Raw genomic sequence first — 24,470 nt, 5'->3', positions numbered from 1 at the left:
TGTTTTTTCAATTTCCCTCTTTCGAAAAAGAGGGAATTGATAAGAATTAATAAATATATTCTTCTTTATTTGCCATCATTTCATTGTAATCGTCTTTAGAACCTACGATTGTATTATCGTATTCTCTCATACCAGTTCCCGCAGGAATTCTGTGTCCAACAATTACATTTTCTTTCAATCCTTCAAGATCATCAACTTTACCTGCTACTGCAGCTTCGTTAAGTACTTTAGTCGTTTCCTGGAATGACGCAGCCGAAATGAATGATTTAGTTTGTAACGAAGCTCTGGTAATACCTTGTAAAACTGGCGTTGCAGTTGCAGTAATTACATCTCTTGCTACAACAAGATTTTTATCATTTCGTTTCAATAATGAATTTTCATCACGTAAATCACGAGGAGTAATAATCTGACCTGGTTTCAATACTGAAGAATCTCCAGAATCTTCAACTACTTTCATACCATATAATTTATCATTTTGAACGATAAAATCTTTAGTATGAATCAATTGATCTTCTAAGAATAAAGTATCTCCCGGATCCTGAACTCTAACTTTACGCATCATTTGACGGATAACTACCTCAAAGTGCTTATCGTTAATTTTCACCCCTTGCAAACGGTAAACTTCCTGAATTTCATTTACCAAATACTGTTGTACAGCAGCTGGACCCTGAATTCTTAAGATATCATCCGGAGTAATCGCTCCGTCAGACAATGGAACACCCGCTCTTACAAAGTCATTTTCCTGAACCAGGATTTGACTTGATAATTTTACCAGATATTTTCTAACATCGCCAAATTTAGATTCGATTACGATCTCACGATTACCTCTTTTGATTTTTCCAAAAGAAACAACTCCGTCAATTTCAGAAACTACAGCCGGGTTAGAAGGATTACGAGCTTCTAACAACTCCGTAATTCTTGGTAAACCTCCTGTAATATCCCCAGATTTAGAAGAACGACGTGGAATCTTAACTAATACTTTACCCGCTTTAATTTTCTCACCGTTTTCAACCATTAAGTGTGCACCTACTGGTAAGTTATAAGAACGAATCAATTCTCCTTCTTTACCGTAAACCAATAAAGTTGGAATTAATTTTTTGTTTCTTGCTTCAGAAATTACTTTTTCCTGGAAACCAGTCTGCTCATCAATTTCAACCATGAATGTTTGTCCTTGTTCTAAATCTTCGTAAGCAATCTTACCAGTAAACTCAGAAACAATTACACCATTATATGGATCCCATTTACAGATTACAGTACCTTTAGTAACAACGTCTCCGTCATTTACAAAAATACTGGATCCGTAAGGAATATTATGTGTATTTAAAACAATTCCGGTTTTCTCGTCAACCAATTTCAATTCAGTTGAACGTGAAACCACGATATCAACAGAATTTCCTTCGCTGTCTTCTCCTTTTACTGTTTTTAAATCTTCGATTTCAAGTCTACCGTTGAATCTTGTAACAATACTAGACTCTTCTGAGATACCTCCGGCAACCCCTCCAACGTGGAACGTACGAAGTGTTAACTGTGTACCTGGTTCTCCAATAGACTGGGCTGCAATAACTCCGACAGCTTCACCTCTTTGTGTCATCTTACCAGTAGCTAAATTTCTACCGTAACATTTAGCACAAATACCTTTTGTTGCCTCACAAGTTAATGGAGATCTAACTTCTACTTTTTCAATTGGAGAAGCTTCGATAGTTCTCATAATTGCTTCAGTAATTTGTTGACCAGACTGAACTAATACTTCATTAGTAAGTGGATTAATTACATCTTGCAATGCAACACGTCCCAAAATTCTTTCTCCTAATGATTCAACGATTTCTTCGTTTTTCTTCAATGCAGCAACTTCAACACCTCTAAGAGTACCACAATCCTCGATATTAACAATAACATCCTGAGAAACGTCATGAAGCCTTCTTGTTAAGTAACCAGCATCGGCCGTTTTAAGAGCCGTATCCGCAAGACCTTTACGAGCACCGTGAGTAGAAATAAAGTACTCAAGGATCGAAAGACCTTCCTTAAAGTTAGAAAGAATCGGGTTTTCAATAATCTCACCACCACCGGCAGTAGATTTTTTAGGCTTAGCCATCAAACCACGCATACCAGTTAACTGACGAATCTGCTCCTTAGAACCCCTCGCCCCAGAGTCAAGCATCATATATACAGAGTTGAAACCTTGTTGGTCTTCTCTAATATTTTTCATTGCTAATTCTGTTAACTGAGCATTTGCTGAAGTCCATACGTCAATAACTTGGTTATAACGTTCGTTATTGGTAATAAGACCCATGTTATAATTTACAGAAATACCTTCAACTTGCTCTCTGGCATCTGCAATTAATTTTGTTTTTTGTTCTGGAATTCTAATATCACCTAAAGAGAATGACAAACCTCCTCTAAATGCGAATTTATACCCCATATCTTTCATATTATCCAAGAAAGCTGCAGTAGTAGGTACATCAGTCACACTTAAAATGTGTCCAATAATATCTCTAAGGTTTTTCTTAGTCAATACGTCATTGATATACCCAGCTGCTTCAGGTACTACTTCGTTAAATAATACACGCCCCGCAGTTGTTTGAATAATTTGATACACTAATTCTCCAGCATCATTAAAATCTTTTGCTCTAATTTTAACACGAGCATTCAATTCTAATCTTCCTTCATTTAATGCAATGTTTACTTCTTCAGCAGAATAGAAAGTCAAATCCTGACCTAAAATTATGTGTTCTGGTGTTGAGATGCGTTCTTTGGTCATATAATATAGACCCAAGACCATATCCTGAGAAGGTACAGTAATTGGAGCACCATTTGCAGGGTTCAGGATATTGTGAGAAGCCAACATTAATAATTGTGCCTCTAAAATAGCCTCTGGTCCTAATGGTAAGTGAACCGCCATCTGGTCACCATCGAAATCGGCGTTGAAAGCCGTACATACTAATGGGTGTAACTGGATCGCTTTTCCTTCAATTAATTTTGGCTGGAAAGCTTGAATACCAAGTCTGTGTAACGTAGGAGCACGGTTAAGTAATACCGGGTGTCCTTTAATTACATTTTCAAGGATATCCCAAACTACAGGCTCTTTTTTGTCTATGATTTTCTTAGCAGATTTTACTGTTTTAACAATACCTCTTTCAATCAATTTACGGATAACGAAAGGTTTGTATAACTCAGATGCCATATCTTTTGGCAATCCGCATTCGAATAATTTTAATTCAGGACCAACAACAATTACCGAACGAGCAGAATAATCCACACGTTTTCCAAGTAAGTTTTGACGGAAACGTCCTTGCTTACCTTTTAAGGAATCAGATAATGATTTTAATGGTCTGTTAGATTCTGTTTTAACAGCAGAAGCTTTACGAGTGTTATCAAATAATGAATCTACCGACTCTTGTAACATACGTTTTTCGTTTCTTAAGATAACTTCCGGAGCTTTAATCTCCATTAATCTTTTCAAACGGTTGTTACGGATGATTACACGACGGTATAAATCGTTCAAATCTGAAGTTGCAAAACGACCTCCATCTAGCGGTACAAGCGGACGTAATTCTGGTGGAATAACAGGAACCACTTTCATAATCATCCACTCAGGACGATTTTCGCGGTTTAAGTTAGACTCACGGAAAGACTCCACAACTTGTAATCTTTTTAAAGCTTCAGTTTTACGTTGTTTAGATGTTTCGTTATTAGCACTGTGTCTCAATTGGTAAGACAACTCATCTAAGTCAATACGTGCTAATAAATCCATAATACATTCTGCTCCCATTTTGGCAACAAATTTATTAGGATCCATATCATCTAAATATTGATTTTCTTGTGGAAGAGTATCTAAAATATTCAAATATTCCTCTTCAGTTAAGAAATCCAATCTTTGCAATGATTCACCATCTGCATTTTTAGCAATACCTGCCTGGATTACTACGTATCTTTCGTAGTAAATAATCATATCTAATTTCTTAGATGGAAGACCAAGGATATAACCAATTTTGTTTGGAAGAGAACGGAAATACCAGATGTGAGCAATTGGCACAACAAGGTTGATGTGTCCTACTCTGTCTCTACGTACTTTTTTCTCAGTAACTTCAACACCACAACGGTCGCAAATGATACCTTTGTAACGAATTCTTTTATACTTACCACAAGCACATTCGAAATCTTTTACCGGTCCGAAGATTCTTTCACAGAAAAGTCCGTCACGCTCTGGTTTGTGCGTTCTGTAGTTAATAGTTTCTGGCTTTAAAACCTCTCCTCTTGATTCTTTCAGGATAGATTCTGGCGAAGCCAATCCAATAGAAATTTTGTTAAATCTTTTAACTGGATTTTTATCCTTATTATTGTTTCTATTATTCATCATAGTTTTTACTATTGATTTATTTTGCAATTAAAAAATTGATTCTCATTTAAGTCGAAAGTTATAAAGTCGAAAATCAAAAGCCATTTCTGGACTTTAAAACTTTAAGACATTTGACTTTAGACTAAAAACACTACCTCGGGTTACTTCTCTAAACCTCAAAATTAAATTTGAAGTGCTAGTTATAAAATGCCTTGCATTGTTATAAAAAATCGGAACGGTTTACGGGTATAAATCTTTAAAAAACTGATATAAATGAGTAATCAGTCCCATTAAAAAATGAGACTGATTACAAAACTTTTATTTATTCTTCCAAACGAAGATCTAATCCCAGACCTTTCAATTCGTGCATTAATACATTGAATGATTCCGGTAAACCTGGTTCTGGCATAGTTTCACCCTTAACGATAGCTTCGTAAGTTTTAGCTCTACCAATAACGTCATCAGACTTAACAGTTAAGATTTCACGTAATGTACTAGAAGCTCCATAAGCCTCAAGTGCCCAAACCTCCATCTCTCCAAAACGCTGACCTCCAAATTGAGCCTTACCTCCAAGTGGTTGTTGCGTAATCAATGAGTATGGTCCGATAGAACGTGCGTGCATCTTATCATCAACCATGTGTCCTAATTTAAGCATGTAAATTACACCCACAGTTGCTTTTTGTGCAAAACGCTCTCCAGTTCCACCATCATAAAGATAAGTATGTCCGAAACGTGGTACGTTAGCTTCATCAGTTAAAGCATTGATCTGATCAAGAGAAGCACCGTCGAAAATTGGAGTAGCAAATTTTCTACCCAAGTTCATACCAGCCCATCCAAGAACAGTTTCATAAATCTGACCAATGTTCATACGTGAAGGTACCCCAAGTGGATTCAATACGATATCTACAGGTGTTCCATCCTCTAAGAAAGGCATATCTTCATGACGAACGATTCTTGCAACAATACCTTTGTTACCGTGACGTCCCGCCATTTTATCACCAACTTTTAACTTACGTTTTTTAGCGATATAGATTTTAGCCAATTTCAAGATTCCGGATGGTAATTCATCACCAACTGTAATAGTGAATTTTTCTCTTCTTAAAGCTCCTTGTAAGTCATTCAGCTTAATTTTATAGTTATGAATTAAATCATTAACCATTTTATTTGTAGCATCATCAGCAACCCATTGACCTTTGCTTAAGTGAGCAAAATCTTCTACTGCGTAAAGCATTTTTTGAGTATATTTTTTACCTTTTGGTAAAACTTCTTCACCCAAATCATTCATTACACCCTGAGATGTTTTTCCGTTCACGATCAGGAATAATTTTTCAACCAATCTGTCTTTTAATTCAACAAATTTAGTTTCGAATTCCATTTCTAAAGCGCCTAAAGCATCTTTATCCTGAGTACGTTTACGTTTATCTTTTACCGCTCTTGCAAATAATTTTTTGTCAAGAACTACACCATGTAAAGATGGAGAAGCTTTTAATGAAGCATCTTTCACATCACCTGCTTTATCTCCGAAGATTGCACGAAGCAATTTCTCCTCTGGAGTAGGATCTGATTCTCCTTTTGGTGTAATTTTTCCGATCAAAATGTCGCCAGGTTTAACCTCTGCTCCAATTCTAATCATACCGTTTTCATCTAAATCTTTAGTAGCTTCTTCAGAAACGTTAGGAATATCGTTTGTTAACTCTTCATTTCCTAACTTAGTATCTCTAACCTCTAATGAATAATCATCAACGTGGATAGAAGTAAAAATATCATCACGAACTACTTTTTCAGAAATTACAATCGCATCCTCGAAGTTGTACCCTTTCCATGGCATGAACGCTACTTTTAAGTTTCTACCTAAAGCTAATTCTCCATTTTGAGTAGCATATCCTTCAGACAATACTTGACCAGGAATAACTCTGTCACCTTTTCTTACGATTGGTTTCAAGTTAATACTTGTACCTTGATTGGTTTTTCTAAATTTAATAAGGTTGTATGTTTTCTCATCAGCATCAAAACTAACCATTCTCTCGTCTTCTGTACGATCGTATTTAATAGTAATGATATTTGCATCAACATATTCAACAGTACCATGCCCTTCAGCATTGATTAATACTCTTGAATCTGAAGCTACCTGACGCTCTAAACCTGTACCAACAATTGGTGCTTCAGGACGGATCAAAGGAACTGCCTGACGCATCATGTTTGATCCCATCAACGCACGGTTCGCATCATCATGTTCCAGGAAAGGAATCAATGAAGCAGAAATCGAAGCGATCTGATTAGGAGCAACGTCTGTATAATGAACTACAGATGGTTCAACAACCGGGAAGTCACCTTCCTCACGAGCAATAACATTGCTTGCAGTAATTTTACCAGTTTCATCCATTTCAATGTTTGCCTGAGCAATCATTTTACCTTCTTCTTCTTCAGCACTTAAGTAAACCGGAGTACTTTCTAAATCAACTACACCATTTGTTACTTTACGGTATGGAGTTTCAATGAATCCCATTCCATTAACTTTTGCATAAACACCAAGAGATGAAATCAAACCAATATTTGGTCCCTCAGGAGTTTCAATCGGACATAAACGACCATAGTGCGTATAGTGAACGTCACGAACCTCGAAACCAGCTCTCTCTCTCGAAAGTCCACCTGGTCCAAGTGCAGAAAGTCTTCTTTTGTGCGTAATCTCAGCTAATGGATTCGTTTGATCCATAAATTGAGATAACTGGTTAGTACCAAAGAAAGAGTTGATAACTGATGATAATGTTTTAGCATTAATCAAATCAATTGGTGTAAACACCTCGTTATCTCTAACGTTCATTCTCTCACGAATAGTTCTGGCCATACGTGCTAAACCAACACCAAATTGTTGAGACAATTGTTCACCAACTGTTCTAACACGACGGTTTGATAAGTGATCAATATCATCAATCTCTGCTTTAGAGTTGATCAATTCTATCAAATACTTTACAATTGTAATGATATCTTCTTTGGTAAGCACTTGCTTATCCATAGGGATATCTAAATTCAATTTTTTGTTCATTCTGTAACGACCAACTTCACCTAAGTTATAACGTTGATCGGAGAAGAATAATTTATCTATAATACCACGAGCAGTTTCCTCATCAGGCGGTTCAGCATTACGCAACTGACGGTAAATGTGCTCTACAGCTTCTTTTTCAGAGTTTGTTGGATCTTTTTGTAACGTGTTGTGAATAATAGCATAATCTGCCTGATTGTTATCCTCTTTATGTAACAAAATAGATTTAACGTTAGAATCAATGATTTCTTCAACATTATCTTTGTCGATAATAGTATCACGATCAAGGATGATTTCGTTACGTTCGATAGAAACTACTTCTCCAGTATCCTCATCTACGAAATCCTCGTGCCATGTGTTCAATACACGCGCAGCAAGTCTTCTTCCAATATATTTCTTAATACCCGTTTTAGAAACTTTAATTTCTTCAGCTAAGTCGAAAATTTCAAGGATATCCTTATCTCTTTCGAACCCGATAGCACGGAACAAAGTTGTTACAGGTAATTTTTTCTTTCTATCGATATAAGCATACATTACGCTGTTGATATCTGTAGAGAATTCTATCCAGGAACCTTTAAAAGGAATTACTCTGGCAGAATAAAGTTTAGTTCCATTTGCATGGAATGACTGTCCAAAGAAAACCCCTGGAGAACGGTGTAATTGAGATACTACAACACGCTCGGCACCATTGATTACAAAAGTACCACTTGGAGTCATATAAGGTATTGTTCCAAGATAAACATCTTGCACAATTGTTTCAAAATCTTCGTGTTCCGGATCTGTACAATATAGTTTTAATCTGGCTTTTAAAGGCACACTATAAGTAAGACCTCTCTCTATACATTCTTGAATGGTATAACGTGGCGGATCTACAAAATAATCAAGGAATTCCAATACGAAGTTGTTTCTCGTATCTGTAATTGGGAAATTTTCCATGAAGGTATTGTACAATCCTTCGTCGCCTCTTTCGTCAGATTTTGTTTCCAATTGGAAGAAATCTTTAAACGATTTAACCTGAACATCCAGAAAATCTGGATATTGGGGTATGTTTTTTGTAGAGGCAAAATTCAATCTTTCAGTCTGATTTGTTATCATCAATGGACAAAATTTTGATTAAAAAAAAGTAATTTTTTTGTGTAAAAACACACTGCGTAGTTTATACTTTCTTTTTAAAATCAATACATCTTTAAAAACGAACTCATCAATTCAGCTCAATTTTCTTTCTTCGTATTGATCAAAAACTCTTTCGTATATTAAACTATTTGATAATAAAATTTAATGTATTTTATTATACGAAAAATGGTTTAGGCCTTTGAGTGTTAACTCAGGACCTAAACCTAGTTCTTAAAACCGAGTTGAATTATTTTAATTCAACAACAGCTCCAGCTTCTTCTAATGATTTTTTAAGACCTTCAGCCTCTTCTTTAGAAACACCTTCTTTAACGTTGCTTGGAGCTCCGTCAACTACATCTTTAGCTTCTTTCAAACCTAAACCTGTAAGTTCTTTTACTAATTTTACAACTGCTAATTTAGAAGCACCAGCTTCTTTCAATACAACTGTAAATTCAGTTTGTGCTTCTTCAGCAGCACCTTCTCCACCACCTGCAGCAACTACTACAGCTGCAGCAGCAGGCTCGATACCATACTCGTCTTTTAATATTGTTGCTAATTCGTTAACTTCTTTAACTGTTAAGTTAACTAATTGTTCTGCGAATTGTTTCAAATCTGCCATTTTTTCTATCGTTTAAAATGATTTGTAAAAATATAATTTATTTATTGTGCGCTAATTAAGCAACAAGGAAATAAATTCCTTGTTTCGAATTATTATGCTTCAGTTTCTTCTTCGCTTCCTGCGAATTTGTTTTGTAAAGCAGAAATAATTCTTTGAGCTGGAGATTGTAATAATCCAATAAGTTCTCCAAGTAACTCTTCTTTAGATTTAATAGTTGCTAATGCATCTAATTGATTATCTCCAATGTAGATTTCATTATTAATGAAAGCACCTTTTAAAACTGGTTTATCAGATTTCTTACGGAAATCTTTGATAATTTTTCCAGGAGCATTAGCTACATCAGAAATGAAAATAGCACTATTACCAGCTAAAACTGTAGGTAAATCACCATAATCATTAGCAGAAGCCTCCATTGCTTTTGCAAGCAAAGTGTTCTTTACAACTTCTAATTTGATACCTGCTTTAAAACAAGCTCTACGTAAGTTTGAAGTTGTCTCTGCGTTTAAACCAGAAATATCAGATATATAAATGATATTTGTACCAGCTAACTGCGCAGTTAAATTTTCAATCGCGATTGATTTTTCTTCTCTAGTCATACTAAAAATTTTTAACTACCAATTATACTGCTTTTGGGTCTAATGCAATAGCAGGACTCATAGTGCTTGTAAGGTGAATACCTTTAATGTATGTACCTTTAGCAGCAGTTGGTTTAAGTTTTATTAATGTTTGAATAATTTCGTGTGCGTTGTCAACAATTTGCTCAGCTCCAAAAGAAACTTTACCAATTCCTGCGTGAACGATACCAGTTTTATCAACTTTAAAGTCAATTTTACCAGCTTTTACCTCTGCAACAGCTTTAGCAACATCCATAGTTACTGTACCTGTTTTAGGGTTTGGCATTAAACCTCTAGGTCCTAAAATACGACCTAATGGACCTAATTTACCCATAACAGCCGGCATAGTGATGATAACATCAACATCTGTCCAACCATCTTTAATTTTTTGTAAGTAATCGTCAAGACCTACATAATCAGCTCCAGCTTCTTTAGCTTCCGCTTCTTTGTCCGGAGTAACCAATGCTAATACTTTAACATCTTTACCTGTTCCATGAGGTAATGTAACTACACCTCTAACCATTTGATTCGCTTTTCTTGGATCTACACCCAAACGTACTGCGATATCAACAGACTCATCAAATTTTGCAGAAGCAACAACTTTCAATAATGCCGCAGCATCTTTAAGAGAGTATAATTTGTTCTTTTCAATTTTTGAAGCAGCCTCTTTTTGCTTTTTTGTTAATTTTGCCATTTCTTTTTCTTAATTAAAAAGGAGCATCTCCTGATACAGTTATACCCATAGATCTAGCAGTTCCAGCGATCATACTCATTGCAGATTCGATTGTGAATGCATTTAAATCTACCATTTTATCTTCAGCAATTGCTTTGATAACATCCCAAGTAACACTAGCTACTTTTTTACGATTTGGTTCACCTGATCCAGACTTTAGCTTTGCTGCTTCCATTAACTGTACTGCAGCCGGAGGAGTCTTAACAACAAAATCAAATGATTTGTCTTTGTACACAGTGATTTGCACTGGACAAATTTTGCCAGGTTTATCCTGAGTTCTAGCATTAAATTGCTTACAAAACTCCATGATATTAACCCCAGCAGCTCCTAAAGCAGGTCCAACCGGTGGCGACGGGTTCGCAGCACCTCCCTTAACTTGTAGTTTAACTACCTTACTAATTTCTTTAGCCATTTTTTAAAAAATTTAACACCATAATCATTTGGAAGCGATTACGGTGGATATTATAGATGTAACAAAAAATTATACTTTTTCAACTTGCATAAAACTTAATTCTAATGGCGTTTTTCTTCCGAAAATCTTAACCATAACCTCAAGTTTACGCTTTTCTTCATTAATTTTTTCAACCGTACCATTAAAACCATTAAAAGGACCATCAATCACTTTTACAGTTTCACCTAAACTGAAAGGAATAGAACGTGTATCTGTATTCACAGCTAACTCATCTACTTTTCCTAACATACGATTTACTTCAGAAAGTCTCAAAGGAACAGGCTCTCCACCTTTAATTTCTCCTAAAAAACCAATCACACTAGTTATTGACTTAATAATATGAGGTATCTCACCAACTAAATTGGCCTCTATCATAACATATCCAGGAAAATAAACTTTATCCTTAGACATTTTTTTCCCTTCTTTTACAGTTACCACTTTTTCAGTAGGAACCAAAACCTGAGAAACATAATCCTCCATACCTAATCTGGCAATTTCAGTTTCGATATAAGCTTTAACCTTATTTTCCTGGCCGCTTACAGCTCTAACCACATACCATTTTTTCACATTATTATCTGCCATCACAAAAAAATTATCCTTTTAACCAGTTAAAAAATCCAGCCAAAGCTTTTGCAAAAAATTCGTCTACTCCCCAAGTTGCCAAAGCAAATAGAATCGAAAATACAGCCACAACAATTGTCAATTTTTGAACCTCAGCCCAAGCTGGCCAAGTAACATTTGACTTTAACTCTTCGAAAGCCTCTGATAAATAATTAGTAACTTTTGTCATTTGATATATTTTTTTATTGCACGGGCGGAGGGATTCGAACCCCCATCAACGGTTTTGGAGACCGCTATTCTACCCTTGAACTACGCCCGTAATTAAAAGCCAGTGATTTCAGTTAAGAAAATCAGCTGGCTTTTTATAATTTTTATAGGATTATCCTACGATTTCAGTAACCTGACCTGCACCTACAGTTCTACCTCCTTCACGGATAGCAAAACGTAAACCTACGCTCATTGCGATTGGACTTAATAAAGATACATTGATAGTTAAGTTATCTCCTGGCATTACCATCTCTACTCCTTCTGGTAAAGTAATAACTCCTGTTACGTCAGTTGTACGTACGTAGAACTGTGGACGGTAGTTATTATGGAATGGGGTATGACGTCCACCTTCTTCTTTTTTCAAGATATAAACCTCAGCTTTGAAAGTAGCGTGTGGTTTTACTGATCCTGGCTTAATGATAACCATTCCTCTTTTGATAGATTCTTTATCAATACCTCTTAACAATAAACCTACGTTATCTCCAGCTTCACCTCTATCAAGGATTTTACGGAACATCTCAACTCCTGTAATAGTAGAAGTTAATTTATCAGCTCCCATACCAATGATTTCAACTGGATCTCCTGTATTAGCAATACCTGTTTCGATACGACCTGTAGCAACAGTTCCACGACCAGTAATTGTAAATACATCTTCAACCGGCATCAAGAATGGTTTTGCAACGTCACGCACTGGCTCTTCGATCCAAGCATCAACAGCTTCCATTAATTCAATGATTTTTGGTACCCAAGCAGGATCATTATTCAATCCTCCTAAAGCAGAACCCTGAACTACAGGACCATTATCTCCATCATATTCGTAGAAAGATAATAAATCTCTAATTTCCATTTCAACAAGCTCTAATAACTCAGCATCATCAACCATATCCACTTTGTTCATAAAAACAACGATTCTTGGAATACCAACCTGACGTCCTAAAAGGATGTGCTCACGAGTTTGTGGCATTGGACCATCTGTAGCAGCAACTACTAAGATAGCTCCGTCCATTTGAGCAGCACCAGTAACCATGTTCTTTACGTAATCCGCGTGACCAGGACAGTCAACGTGAGCGTAGTGACGGTTAGCTGTTTCATACTCTACGTGTGATGTATTAATAGTAATACCTCTTTCTTTCTCCTCTGGAGCGTTATCGATTTGATCAAACGATTTTGCTTGACAGTAACCAGCATCTGACAATACTTTTGTAATTGCAGCAGTTAATGTAGTTTTTCCGTGATCCACGTGTCCAATTGTACCTATGTTTAAGTGCGGTTTGGAACGATTAAAATTCTCCTTTGCCATTTTACTTAATTTTTAATCTTAGTTATATATTAATTCAATTTCCTACTTACTTGAGCCAATGTCGGGATTTGAACCCGAGACCTCTTCCTTACCAAGGAAGCACTCTACCCCTGAGCTACACCGGCAGAGAGTTCTGATTTTAGATTTTTGAATTTAGATTTTTGTTTTTTTTTTCAAAACTAAAACCTTCAGCCCAAAACCTTAACTTCTTTTTTTTGTGGGGAGAGCAGGATTCGAACCTGCGAAGTTCACACAGCAGATTTACAGTCTGCCCTCGTTGGCCGCTTGAGTATCTCCCCTAATAATTTATACTTTTAAATTTTAAACTAAATTACTCTAGCTACATTTAAAAACCACAAATCATTGTTTTTCAATATTTTAAAAGAGCAAATTTCAAATCGCATTTGAAATATTTCTGAGCCGATAGAGGGACTCGAACCCACGACCTGCTGATTACAAATCAGCTGCTCTAGCCAGCTGAGCTACATCGGCGAATGCATTAAAAAAGTCCGCTATTTCTAACGGACTGCAAATGTAGCTATTTTATCTTTGTATCAAAACATTTTTTGAAAAAAAATTTCAATTATATATGAGCTCTTACCTTTTCTTTCCTTTTTACCAGCAAACGTTCCAATGATTCAGCCGAAAGCTCAACTGCTTCTTCAAAAGTCTTACATTGTTTTTTAACTAAAAAATCATCTCCAGGAACATTAATCTTAATCTCAACAACCTTATTCTCTTTATCACTTGTTCTTTCAACTTTTAAAAAAACATCTGCCGAGACAACCCGATCGTAATATTTTTCCAACTTATCCATTCTTTCCTGAATAAAATCTACCAACTTTCTATCAACAGTAAAGTTAACAGCATGAACATCTACCTTCATAATACTAATTTTAGGATTAAACATTTCAGAATCATTATTCACTTCTAGGATGCGCACCAGCATATACCTTTTTAAGCTCAGCTAAACTATTATGAGTATAAACCTGCGTAGACGCCAAACTAGAATGCCCTAACAATTCTTTAACTGAATTTAAATCTGCCCCGTTATTCAATAAGTGAGTCGCAAAAGTATGCCGAAGCACATGCGGACTCTTTTTTACCTTTTCAGAGACCCTACTAAAGTATGAATTTATTAAACGATACACAAAAGATTCACTCAATTTTAACCCTTTTTGAGAAATAAAAAAATAATTCTCACCTATTCCACCAACTCGCTCCCGTTCTTTCAAATAACACTCAATTTGTACTGCAATGATTGGCAAAATCGGAATAATCCTCTCCTTATTTCTCTTTCCCAAAACCTTCAAAACACCCGAAGACAAATCAACACCCTTTACCAACAACCCTATAAGCTCCGCCCTACGCATCCCTGTTGTATAAAACATATCCACAATAAGCCTGTCACGAATTTCTACAAAACCAACAGGATTACCTACAACCCTCATTAAATCCGCAAGTTCTTTTTCAGAAAAAGGAACCTGAACAACTTTAGGAATCTTCAACGACCTATGTTTCAACATTGGACTAACCTCTATTTGTTTTGTCTTCAAAAGAAATCTATAAAAAGACTTTAAAGAAGCCATCTTCCTATTAACCGAAACATTTGAAACACCTTCGTCAACTAACGAAACAATCCAACTCCTAACCTGACTATAATTCACCCCCTCAATACCTTTCTGACCAAAATTAGCCTCATTAAACATCTCAAAAAATGAAACATCATTTAAATACGCATTAACCGTATGAGGAGAATATTTTTTCTCCAATTGAAGATAATCACGAAATGCTTCCTTATTTGATTTCATATTAAAATCCTTTCTATAAATAAAAAACACTTACTAACACACCTCAAAATTAAGCATAAAAAAACCGTTAGCATCAAAATTGATAACTAACGGTAATTATTTTTAAAAGCTTAATATTAACTTTCTAAACTATCTCTCAAGTTTTGAATGTAAGCCGCTTTTTGAATTTGAGCTCTTTTGATAACAGAAGGCTTAATAAAAGCAGTACGTGCTCTTAATTGACGAACAGTTCCTGTTTTATCAAATTTTCTTTTATAGCGCTTTAATGCTCTATCGATATTTTCTCCGTCTTTAATTGGTATAATTAACATAATATAGACACCTCCTCTCGTTAAGGCTGCAAAAGTATGTATTAATTATGAATTATGAATTATAAATTGTGATTTTTTTTAGGTGAAATATAAAACTGTAAAAAGTGAGCTGTTTACTAAGCGAAATATCCAACGTACCTCTTATCTTTTACATTTTACAATCCTCTATAATCTATTCTTTTAGCAAGTTCCTTGAAATAACTAATTTTTGAATTTCAGTCGTTCCTTCACCAATGGTACATAATTTAGCATCCCTGTAAAATTTCTCTACCGGAAAATCCTTTGTATAGCCATATCCTCCGTGAATCTGAATGGCTTCATTGGCGATTTTTACACAGGCCTCAGACGCATACATTTTTGCCATTGCACCCAGAGTTGTAACCGGTTTGTGCTGTTGCTTTAAGAAAGCTGCTTTGTGTAGCAACAATTCTGAAGCCTCTATTTCTGTCGCCATATCAGCCAGTTTAAATGAAATCCCCTGAAAACTACTAATTGGCTGACCAAACTGATGCCTTTCTTTTGAATATTTTAAAGCTGCTTCGTACGCACCTTTTGCAATTCCAAGCGATAATGCTCCTATTGAAATTCTCCCACCATCCAGTATTTTCATCGCCTGAACGAAACCCTGACCTACTTCACCCAATCTATTTGCATCCGGAACCCTACAGTTATCAAAAACCAGTTCAGCAGTTTCGCTGGCACGCATTCCTAATTTATTTTCTTTCTTTCCTGAAGTAAATCCTGGCATCCCTTTTTCAAATACAAAGGCTGTCATACCTTTTGAATCTCCTTTTTCTCCGGTACGAACCACTACAACAGCAATATCTCCTGAAATCGCATGTGTTATAAAGTTTTTTGCGCCGTTTACAATCCAGAAATCACCCTCTTTAACAGCTGTTGTATTCATCCCTCCAGCATCAGAACCTGTATTATGTTCAGTTAATCCCCATGCCCCGATATGCTCTGCAGTTGCTAATTTTGGCAACCATTTTTTCTTTTGTTCTTCATTTCCGAAAGTCAAAATATGATTTGTACACAATGAATTATGTGCTGCAACCGACAATCCAATCGATGGATCTACTTTTGAAATTTCTTCGACTACTGTAATGTATTCATGATATCCTAAACCAGATCCTCCATATTCTTCGGGCACCAAAACCCCCATAAAACCCATTTCTCCTAACTTTTTAAACAATGGAACTGGAAAAATTTGTGCTTCATCCCATTCCATTATATAAGGTCTTATATTTTTTTCAGCAAAATCTTTTATAGACTGGGCAATCATAGATTGCATTTCATTATAATCAAAATTCATTTGTAATCTGTTTTTAGAACTCCAAATATAAACCAATTATATTTGCTTTTTCAACAGGAAAGCCTTTAATATTTATCAAATCCTCAATATTTTTAATATCTCCCTTCATACTCCTGTAGGTTACAATCTGTTTTGCTAAAGCATATCTAAAATACGGAAATTGAGACAATTCCTTTAAAGACGCATCATTTACAGGGATTTTTTTAATTTTCGGAAAAGACGAAATCTTAAAATGCTTTTTCAATTCAAGCACAACTTCCTCAGAAAGCCCCCAAACATCATTTATTTGTTCCATTGAAACAAAAGCCTCCAAACTTTCTTTTTGTTTTAAAATTCGCTGTGATAAACCTTCCCCGATTCCATTAATTTTCATAAAATCTTCCTTACTCGCCTGATTAATATCTAAAACTATGATATTTTCTTTTTTAAATGATTTTGATTCATATCTCTTAGCATAAGTTTTAAAATTCCTTTTGTTCTGAATCCAATTTGGAAATTTAAAATAGGGAGAAATGACCGCTAATAAAGAATCTGAAATCTTAGTCACTTTTTGAAACTCTTCAGCTGAATTGACGTATTTATTCTCTTTTCTATAAGCAAACAATCTATCAATTTCCTGAACTGACATTCCTAATTTATATCCTTTATAATCTGAAATGAAATTTGGGTTAAAAGAATAGATTTTGGGCTTTTCATTATATTTAATTGCTTTTAATGAATCAACTTCAGATTGCAGAGCCAGCCATTGTTCCTTTTCGGGATGATTTTTTTCAGTTTGACTAAAATCAGAAAAAAAACAAAACAATTGCAGTCCAATAATTATAATCAGAAGAAAAAAAATTCCTTTCCGTTGTTGGTTTGTGAAGCTAAAATAGGAGGCTGTATTTCTAAATTTCATTTTTGAACACTATTTTTTAATCATAAAAATATAAATTTATTAGGAAAAATACCTAATATTTTATTTTTTATAAAAAACATTACTCCTAATTATTATTTGCTGAAAACGTAATACATTTCAGATGACACCAAACTTTTCTTATCGTTTCCTTCTAAAAATTAAATATTTTATAACTTAAAACAGCATAATTGTTTTTATTTTTTATAAAAAACAATACATTTGGAGCTTAATAACAATAAACCAATATAATTATATGTCAATTTGGAAAACTAAACCACTTTCGGTATTGCTTGACGAAGCATCCGAATCTGAAAAAGGCTTAAAAAGAACCCTATCTTCGAGGTCTCTTGTTGCACTTGGAGTTGGAGCCATTATTGGAGCCGGATTATTCTCGTTAACAGGAATTGCAGCTGCAGAACATGCCGGGCCAGCCGTTACACTTTCTTTTATTTTAGCAGCTGTTGGTTGTGCTTTTGCAGGACTCTGTTATGCTGAATTTGCATCGATGATTCCAGTTGCAGGTAGTGCTTACACCTATTCTTATGCTACGATGGGAGAATTCATGGCTTGGATAATTGGCTGGGATTTAGTTTTAGAATACGCTCTTGGAGCCGCCACAGTTGGTGTTAGTTGGTCTCGTTATTTATTAGAATTACTCAATAAATATGGAATACATCTCCCTCACGAATTTATATGTTCGCCTTGGGAATCTCTTAAATTAAGTGACGGAACAGTTGTAGATGGCGGAATAATAAATTTACCTGCTATCTTTATAGTATCTCTATTATCATTATTATTGATAAGAGGAACAAAAGAATCGGCATCGCTAAATAACTTTTTAGTTGTGGTAAAAGTTGCAGTTGTTATTATTTTCATTGCTCTTGGATGGAGTTTTATTGACACCTCTAATTATACTCCTTACATCCCAGAAAACACTGGCGTTTTTGGCGAATTTGGATGGTCAGGAATTGCAGCAGGTGCGGGAACAGTATTTTTTGCTTTTATTGGCTTTGATGCAGTATCCACAGCTGCTCAAGAAGCAAAAAACCCACAAAAAGGAATGCCAATTGGTATTTTAGGCTCATTAGTAATCTGTACTTTATTATATGTATTCTTTGCTCATGTAATGACTGGTCTTGTTAATTATAAAGAATTTGCCGGAGATGCAAAACCAGCTGCCACTGCATTTGCGAAAACAGGATATGACTTTTTACAAACAGGTTTAATCGTAGCAATTTTAGCAGGTTACACTTCTGTAATGCTGGTAATGCTAATGGGACAAAGTCGTGTGTTTTATACCATGAGTAAAGACGGTTTATTACCTCCGTTTTTTAGTTCAATTCACCCAAAATTCCGTACTCCCTGGAAAACAAATCTTTTCTTCTTAGTTTTTGTAAGTTTATTTGCAGGACTTGTTCCGGTAAGTGATTTAGGACACATGGTAAGTATTGGGACTTTATTGGCGTTCGTATTGGTTTGTATTGGGGTTATGGTAATGCGTAAAAGAATGCCTGACGCTCCAAGATCATTTAGAACACCTCTAGTTCCTTTTGTTCCAATTGCAGGAATCATAATTTGTTTGGCATTAATGTATTCATTGCCTAATGAAAGCTGGGCAAGACTTGTAATCTGGATGGCTTTGGGAGTAGCTATTTACTTTATTTACGGAAAGAAAAATAGTAAATTAAACAATACAGGAGAATAAATTTTTCCATATAATAAAAAACAAAAAAGGATCAGAAGTAAACAATTTACTTTCTGATCCTTTTTTTATGTTTTAACTAAATTACAAGTCAAAAACGGATGTTCGTTTTGCCCGAATTAAATCTTTCAGCCTAATCCAAAAAGCTAAAGTCAGATAAACTCCAAAACCCAAACCAGCTGTAACAAATGAAATGTAAATAAAAAATAATCGTACACTGGTTACACGCATTCCCAGTTTATCTGCTAATCTGGATGAAACATGAAAACCGTATTTTTCGAAAAAGAATTTCAATTTTAAAATTAGTGACATCTTTTAAGTATTAATTATGGACAAAAATACAAAATTATACAGTTAACCTATTTTCTAATTGTTTTTTAACAACTCTATCCCAACTGCACATTTCATACAACCGTTAACATCACAATATTGACTTTTAAGCTGTAGTAAAGACTGTGTTTCAAAAGCATTTTCTGAAGAAATTCCAAAAGATTTAAATTTATCGATAATTGAGTTTCTCTCTGGATTTATATCGTTCAAAATCGAAATTAAATCTTCTGCAATTGATTCGTCTACAGTTTTGGCATAAGCAAATTGTAAAGGAATAATGGTGTTTATAACCAATAAATCTATAAATGAATTAGATAATGATTTTGTTTTCTTTGTACTTTCCTTGTCAAATTGATAATGATTTTGCCAATATAAACTGGTTGAAATATTAAATACTTTATAAATACTATCAATAGATTTCAATTCAATAATTTTAGAAAATAAGTTTTGATGCTGATGATATAAGCCTGCTAATTGCGAAAGACGAATCGTTGGGAAATTATCCGGGCGGTGCTTAAAAAAATGGACCGGTTCTGCATAAATTTTTTCGATCTGATATTTATGCAAAAGATAAAAATACCTAAATTTCAAGTCCTTAAAATAAACATCTTCTTTATCAAAATCTAATAAGCCTGAAGCTCCAAAAAATAAGGCTTCCAGATTTTCTGCTTCAAAACTTTCTTTTCGAATAATTGAAAACGGAATTGCTTTTGCCAATTGCAAAAATGAATTTCCGTTAGTATTTAATCCAAAATTCTTTGCTAACAAACAAAATAAAACCGCTTCCCAATCCTGATTGGTTTCTTTAAGTAAATCATAAATAATTTGTGACTTTCTTTCCAAACGCTCAAAAAACAAACGTTCCTGCCAATTTTTAAAAACAAATCCTTGAATTTGGGAAATTTGTTTTTCGCAATATATCCATGATTTAGGTGACTTCAGATTATTATAATTTGAAACCGTTTCAGATGACACATATTTCTTTAAAACCAATACCGGAATTTCTGTATTATTTTGTCTGTAAATATCTGCATCATATTCCCAGACAACATGCAAAATAACATTTTCATAAGCTGTATCTTTTTCATGAAGGTGTAAATACCAGTCTGAAGCTTTTAAATGCATTTCAACATTTCCTGCCCATTTTTGGTTTCCAATTTTTATCTGCGCATTAAAAAAATCAGGTCCGGCAATTTCTAAATAATTTCCGGTGTTAATAATCGTAACATCTTCCTCATTTTCTGTTTTCAAATTGAGAGTGTCAAATTTTTTAAACTTCCAGAGATAATGAAGGAAATCTTCTTTCATTTTTTAGACTTTTATATTGATTTTTACAATATTTTAAAAGTACAAAAAATAGTATTAATATTACAAAAAAATAAGTTAAATTAAAGAAAATCATTTCATTAAATATAATTTAGCACAAGCTCTCGCATCAGACAATGCTTCATGATGATTCAGCTGAATTTTCATTTCTCTGCAGCAATCACTTAGTTTTGTGGGTTTTATTCCTTTAGCCTTGTAGATTTTTACGGTACATTCCCACCTGTTGGCAATATTCAAATCTTCGTAATGGAGTCCATTAATAGCCATTGTCTTAATTAAAACATTACGATCAAAACTTTCGTTATGCGCTACTACTACCCTGTTTTTTAAACGTTTTTCAATTTCGGGATAAACCTGCAAAAAAGTTTTTGCATTTATGGTATCTCGCGGATATATCCCGTGAACCTGAATTGTATAAGGATTATATTCATTATTGGGTGGTTTGATTAAAGTAACAAACTCATCTGTAATAATTCCGTTTTCAACAGTCACTATCCCAACAGAACATGGATGATAGGCTGTTGCTGTTTCAAAATCTATAGCGGTAAAAGTCATGGAGTTGTAATTTTTAATCTACAAAAATAAAGACTGAGGCAGCATTTTCAAAAAAGACAGTGCTTTCGAATAATCTAATGATTCATATTCGAAACCCAAAATCCTTAAATTGTTATAATATAATTGATGATTCTGATAATAATTTTTCTCACTTTGAATAAACCATGCTTTTTCTCCTAGCTTTTCAGATAAAAACCATTTTTCAAGTAATCTTCCAGTCCGTCCGTTACCATCATTCCAAGGATGTATTTTAACGAAAACTAAATGAAGAAAGCTGGCAAAGTAAAAAACTTCAATGAAACTCAATTTCATCTTTAATAAATGTGCCACATCTTCATAAAACTTATTCATCTCAGCATTTACTTCTTGCGGAATTGTAGCAACATATTCAATTTTACCATCATCAGTAGTAATAAACATATTCTGAATACGATGTTTGCCTTGTAATTGTTTTGCAACAATATTTTTACTTAGTAATTTATGAGCCTCAGAAATATTTTTTTTATCTAAAAAATTGGACTTAGCAAAAGAATAAGCATCATATAAATCGTCTATTTTTTTAGTATAATCAGGTAAAAATTCTATGCCAAATCGTTTATGATTTATATAAGAATTCAATTCTATTTCTTCTCCTTCTATTTTACTGGAAAACACAGAAGCAACAGAAGTATAAAAACTAAACGAATTATTCGAAATTTCGGCATCACAAAGTGCTTCAAATTTTTCTTCTAATCCTAAAGGAAAGTTTTTTTTATATTCTTCTAAAAGTATTTCCGGAATTATTTTCATTAAAAAGCAGTTATGACACAAAGATAAAGTTTATATTAATGAGAAAAATTATTTATCTAAATAACTTCATTTTCAATTGAAAACTTACAGATACCCAAAAATTCTAAAAAGGATAACCAATCGCAATATTTAAAATCAGATTTTCTTTTCTCCATGATCCGCTTCCAAAATCAATATCCTTAATTACCCATCGCTCGCCTTCTGGTAAATAAGGTTTTCGGAGTGGAAATGCTAAATCTGTACGTAAAATAAAGAAAGAAACATCAAATCGCAAACCAACTCCGGCACCTACCGCAATTTCTTTCATAAAATCTTTAGAAAACTCCGCACCGGGTTTATTTGGATCTGCGTTTACAAGCCAAATATTTCCGGCATCAATAAATGCAGCTCCTCTTACGATGCTAAAAAGCTTCGCTCGATATTCGGTACTGAATTCTAATTTTAAATCTCCTGATTGGTCCGGCAGATAATTATTTGTTGTCACTGTATTGAAATAACTTCCGGGGCCAATGGATCTCGCCCTAAAAGCCCTGATACTATTTGTTCCTCCCACCACAAACTGTTTAGATGTTGGCAAAATAGCAGAATTTCCATATGGCAATCCAAGACCTACAATGATCCGACTGGCCAATTCACTTTCTTTACTCAATTTCAAATAATGTCTGAAATCAGTTTTGAGTTTCGCATATTGACTAAACGGAACATCAAATATTTCTTTTGTATCGTTCTTTTTTACATTTGCACCTGAAATCAAACCCGTTACATTTCCGGCCAAATCTAATTCTCCATTAAAGTAAAAAGTATTTTTTTTACGTTTCTGCATCGTATTGGTGAATGTATAGGAATATGTTGGCCCAAAAATCAATTGCTTTTCAATTACTTTTCCTAATGTCTCATCTTCTTTAATATCATCAAGATATTCTTGTGTGACATGATTGGGACTGACATAAGTAATATCAAACACGTTAAGCTGATGTTCTTTACGAACATTTTCTTTCCACAAATAACCAAATGAACCTTTGAATGAATTTAAAGCATACAATTGCGTCCTATTTTGATATTCATATCTTACAGCTGCTTTTGTTCTTGGGATATATTCACTGGAACCTTCTACATGAAAAAATGGCACAATAAATCTTGGCCAGGTTAAACTCGTTTCTGTTCCTAATCTGTAAATATTTTTGCCATTATTCGCTCCTGAAAGCTGAAAATCGGCTCCGCCAAAAACAGAAACTGTCAATAATTCGGCACCTCTGAATAAATTCCTGTTGTTCCAATTAACATTAATTTCAGTTCCGGTATAACTTGCCGAATTTGTTTTTCCCAAAACCTCCACTCTAATAAATTTCTTCGGCAAAAGCGTCAGATAATAATAAGAATCTAAGGTCTTTGGCAAACTATCTGAAGGTTTAAATTCATTTTTTACAAAACTAAATGTACCCAGATTTACAAATCGGTTTAAAGTCAGATTATGGTCTTTTCGGTTGTACAAATCCCCTTTTTTAAAATATATTGTTCGGTCAAAAACTCTTGGTTTAAATGTATCTGCCGTGTCAATAATTGTAAAATCTTTGTACTGCACCACATCTTCGGGCTTGTATTTTACACTGTCTTTTGAAATGGAGAAATTTGGATAAACAAAAATTTTATCAATTTTATAAGAGGTAAGCGCTTTTGGTGGTGCATCGTCTTTGATTACCAGTCTGATTTTTACTTCATGATCGCCTTTGCTGCTATCTACTTTTGCTAAAATATAATCGGGATTAAAATAGTAATAGCCGCGTTCTTTCAGTCTTGCGTCGATTCGTTCTCTTTCGGCTTTTATGAGATCCAGATCATAAGGATTTCCAACTTTCAATAAACTTCTTCGGCTTGATCGTCCAATAATTCTGGACATTGCCAATGAATCATCCGGAAAAGTAACGCTTTTAATGATGTATTGTTTTTTGGGCACTACAATATATTCTGCCGTGGCTCTCTTGTTTCGAACTGTAGAATCAGCGCTTATCCGGGTTTTGAAATAGCCTTTGTTTTCGGTAAAATTTCTTAAAACGGAAGCATTATAATCTAAATCGACTTTGCTAAAGAGTACAGGTTCTTCGCCTACTTTTGTTCGAAGCCAATATCTGAATCCTTTTTCTTTTTTAGGTTGACCGGCAATATTGTAAATCCATAATTTCGGACGAAGCCCCAAAAATTGTTTATTGGGTTTTGGACGAAGGAGTCCTTCCAGTTCTTTTTCTAATGCTTTACGATCTTTCTTTTTAATAACTGAATCTTCAACTTTTACAGAACCGCCCGTGTACAATAGTTCTCCTTCCGGCAAATATTTGGTATTGCTGCATCCAAAAACAAAAAATATCGATAACGCAACACAATATTTCATATAGCAGTTTCTC

Annotated in this window: 20 protein-coding genes and 4 tRNA genes; 1 reads left to right on the top strand and 23 read right to left on the bottom strand. The window is 34.5% G+C overall.

What is annotated here, in order from left to right; all coding sequences use genetic code 11:
- Positions 1–46: 46 nt before the first annotated feature.
- The 18 genes from rpoC to FLV_RS01320 all read right to left on the bottom strand — a co-directional run bounded on the left by rpoC (position 47) and on the right by FLV_RS01320 (position 17,369).
- Complete coding sequence (gene rpoC / locus FLV_RS01405) at positions 47–4,357, bottom strand: DNA-directed RNA polymerase subunit beta' (protein WP_243230242.1); 4,311 nt, start codon at positions 4,355–4,357, stop codon at positions 47–49.
- A 301-nt stretch (positions 4,358–4,658) separates the two neighbouring features.
- Positions 4,659–8,471: a DNA-directed RNA polymerase subunit beta gene (rpoB, locus tag FLV_RS01400; protein ID WP_243230241.1), complete on the bottom strand. Its 3,813-nt coding sequence runs from the start codon at positions 8,469–8,471 to the stop codon at positions 4,659–4,661.
- 265 nt (positions 8,472–8,736) lie between these two features.
- Positions 8,737–9,108 (bottom strand): 50S ribosomal protein L7/L12, encoded by a 372-nt coding sequence (gene rplL / locus FLV_RS01395; protein WP_007807437.1) that lies wholly within the window; start codon positions 9,106–9,108, stop codon positions 8,737–8,739.
- A 92-nt stretch (positions 9,109–9,200) separates the two neighbouring features.
- Positions 9,201–9,704, bottom strand: a complete 504-nt coding sequence (gene rplJ / locus FLV_RS01390; protein ID WP_243230240.1) for a 50S ribosomal protein L10 — start codon at positions 9,702–9,704, stop codon at positions 9,201–9,203.
- A gap of 22 nt (positions 9,705–9,726) precedes the next feature.
- Positions 9,727–10,416 (bottom strand): 50S ribosomal protein L1, encoded by a 690-nt coding sequence (rplA, locus tag FLV_RS01385; RefSeq protein ID WP_017496725.1) that lies wholly within the window; start codon positions 10,414–10,416, stop codon positions 9,727–9,729.
- A 13-nt stretch (positions 10,417–10,429) separates the two neighbouring features.
- Complete coding sequence (rplK, locus tag FLV_RS01380) at positions 10,430–10,867, bottom strand: 50S ribosomal protein L11 (protein ID WP_110308668.1); 438 nt, start codon at positions 10,865–10,867, stop codon at positions 10,430–10,432.
- 69 nt (positions 10,868–10,936) lie between these two features.
- Entirely contained in the window at positions 10,937–11,488 is a 552-nt protein-coding gene (gene nusG / locus FLV_RS01375; RefSeq protein WP_012024012.1) for a transcription termination/antitermination protein NusG, read from the bottom strand.
- A 10-nt stretch (positions 11,489–11,498) separates the two neighbouring features.
- The gene (gene secE, locus FLV_RS01370) at positions 11,499–11,696 is read right to left on the bottom strand and encodes a preprotein translocase subunit SecE (protein WP_008466927.1); all 198 of its coding nucleotides are present in this window, start codon (positions 11,694–11,696) and stop codon (positions 11,499–11,501) included.
- Positions 11,697–11,715: 19 nt separating this feature from the next.
- Positions 11,716–11,786, bottom strand: a tRNA-Trp gene (locus FLV_RS01365).
- A gap of 60 nt (positions 11,787–11,846) precedes the next feature.
- The gene (gene tuf, locus FLV_RS01360) at positions 11,847–13,034 is read right to left on the bottom strand and encodes an elongation factor Tu (protein WP_007807448.1); all 1,188 of its coding nucleotides are present in this window, start codon (positions 13,032–13,034) and stop codon (positions 11,847–11,849) included.
- A 53-nt stretch (positions 13,035–13,087) separates the two neighbouring features.
- A tRNA-Thr gene (locus tag FLV_RS01355) sits at positions 13,088–13,159 on the bottom strand.
- A 93-nt stretch (positions 13,160–13,252) separates the two neighbouring features.
- Positions 13,253–13,333: transfer RNA gene (locus FLV_RS01350), tRNA-Tyr, on the bottom strand.
- Positions 13,334–13,452: 119 nt separating this feature from the next.
- Positions 13,453–13,526: transfer RNA gene (locus FLV_RS01345), tRNA-Thr, on the bottom strand.
- A 91-nt stretch (positions 13,527–13,617) separates the two neighbouring features.
- Entirely contained in the window at positions 13,618–13,920 is a 303-nt protein-coding gene (gene hpf, locus FLV_RS01340; protein ID WP_243230239.1) for a ribosome hibernation-promoting factor, HPF/YfiA family, read from the bottom strand.
- A gap of 34 nt (positions 13,921–13,954) precedes the next feature.
- Positions 13,955–14,845, bottom strand: a complete 891-nt coding sequence (locus FLV_RS01335) for a tyrosine-type recombinase/integrase (RefSeq protein WP_243230237.1) — start codon at positions 14,843–14,845, stop codon at positions 13,955–13,957.
- 116 nt (positions 14,846–14,961) lie between these two features.
- Complete coding sequence (gene rpsU, locus FLV_RS01330; RefSeq protein ID WP_035684969.1) at positions 14,962–15,156, bottom strand: 30S ribosomal protein S21; 195 nt, start codon at positions 15,154–15,156, stop codon at positions 14,962–14,964.
- A 172-nt stretch (positions 15,157–15,328) separates the two neighbouring features.
- On the bottom strand, positions 15,329–16,471 hold the full coding sequence (locus tag FLV_RS01325) for an acyl-CoA dehydrogenase family protein (RefSeq protein ID WP_243230236.1): 1,143 nt from the start codon (positions 16,469–16,471) through the stop codon (positions 15,329–15,331).
- 13 nt (positions 16,472–16,484) lie between these two features.
- The gene (locus FLV_RS01320) at positions 16,485–17,369 is read right to left on the bottom strand and encodes a ComEA family DNA-binding protein (protein ID WP_243230235.1); all 885 of its coding nucleotides are present in this window, start codon (positions 17,367–17,369) and stop codon (positions 16,485–16,487) included.
- 253 nt (positions 17,370–17,622) lie between these two features.
- Here FLV_RS01320 and FLV_RS01315 point away from each other — a divergent pair, with 253 nt between their 5' ends.
- On the top strand, positions 17,623–19,074 hold the full coding sequence (locus tag FLV_RS01315; protein ID WP_243230234.1) for an amino acid permease: 1,452 nt from the start codon (positions 17,623–17,625) through the stop codon (positions 19,072–19,074).
- 81 nt (positions 19,075–19,155) lie between these two features.
- Here the strand turns inward: FLV_RS01315 and FLV_RS01310 are convergent, their stop codons facing one another.
- From FLV_RS01310 to FLV_RS01290, 5 genes are all read right to left on the bottom strand, one after another.
- Entirely contained in the window at positions 19,156–19,383 is a 228-nt protein-coding gene (locus FLV_RS01310) for a PspC domain-containing protein (protein ID WP_163410578.1), read from the bottom strand.
- Positions 19,384–19,437: 54 nt separating this feature from the next.
- A complete protein-coding gene (locus FLV_RS01305; protein ID WP_243230233.1) occupies positions 19,438–20,709 on the bottom strand; it encodes a DUF2851 family protein in 1,272 nt (423 codons plus the stop codon).
- A gap of 90 nt (positions 20,710–20,799) precedes the next feature.
- Positions 20,800–21,282 (bottom strand): 3'-5' exonuclease, encoded by a 483-nt coding sequence (locus FLV_RS01300; protein WP_243230232.1) that lies wholly within the window; start codon positions 21,280–21,282, stop codon positions 20,800–20,802.
- Between the two features lie 18 nt (positions 21,283–21,300).
- Entirely contained in the window at positions 21,301–22,071 is a 771-nt protein-coding gene (locus FLV_RS01295) for a Fic family protein (protein WP_243230231.1), read from the bottom strand.
- A 103-nt stretch (positions 22,072–22,174) separates the two neighbouring features.
- Positions 22,175–24,457, bottom strand: a complete 2,283-nt coding sequence (locus tag FLV_RS01290; RefSeq protein ID WP_410745946.1) for a BamA/TamA family outer membrane protein — start codon at positions 24,455–24,457, stop codon at positions 22,175–22,177.
- Between the last annotated feature and the right edge of the window lie 13 nt (positions 24,458–24,470).

Source organism: Flavobacterium pectinovorum (genome assembly GCF_022802975.1).
GTDB lineage: Bacteria > Bacteroidota > Bacteroidia > Flavobacteriales > Flavobacteriaceae > Flavobacterium > Flavobacterium pectinovorum_B.
The sequence above is the reverse complement of the archived record's forward strand: the minus strand, read 5'-3'. Positions and strand labels throughout refer to the sequence as shown.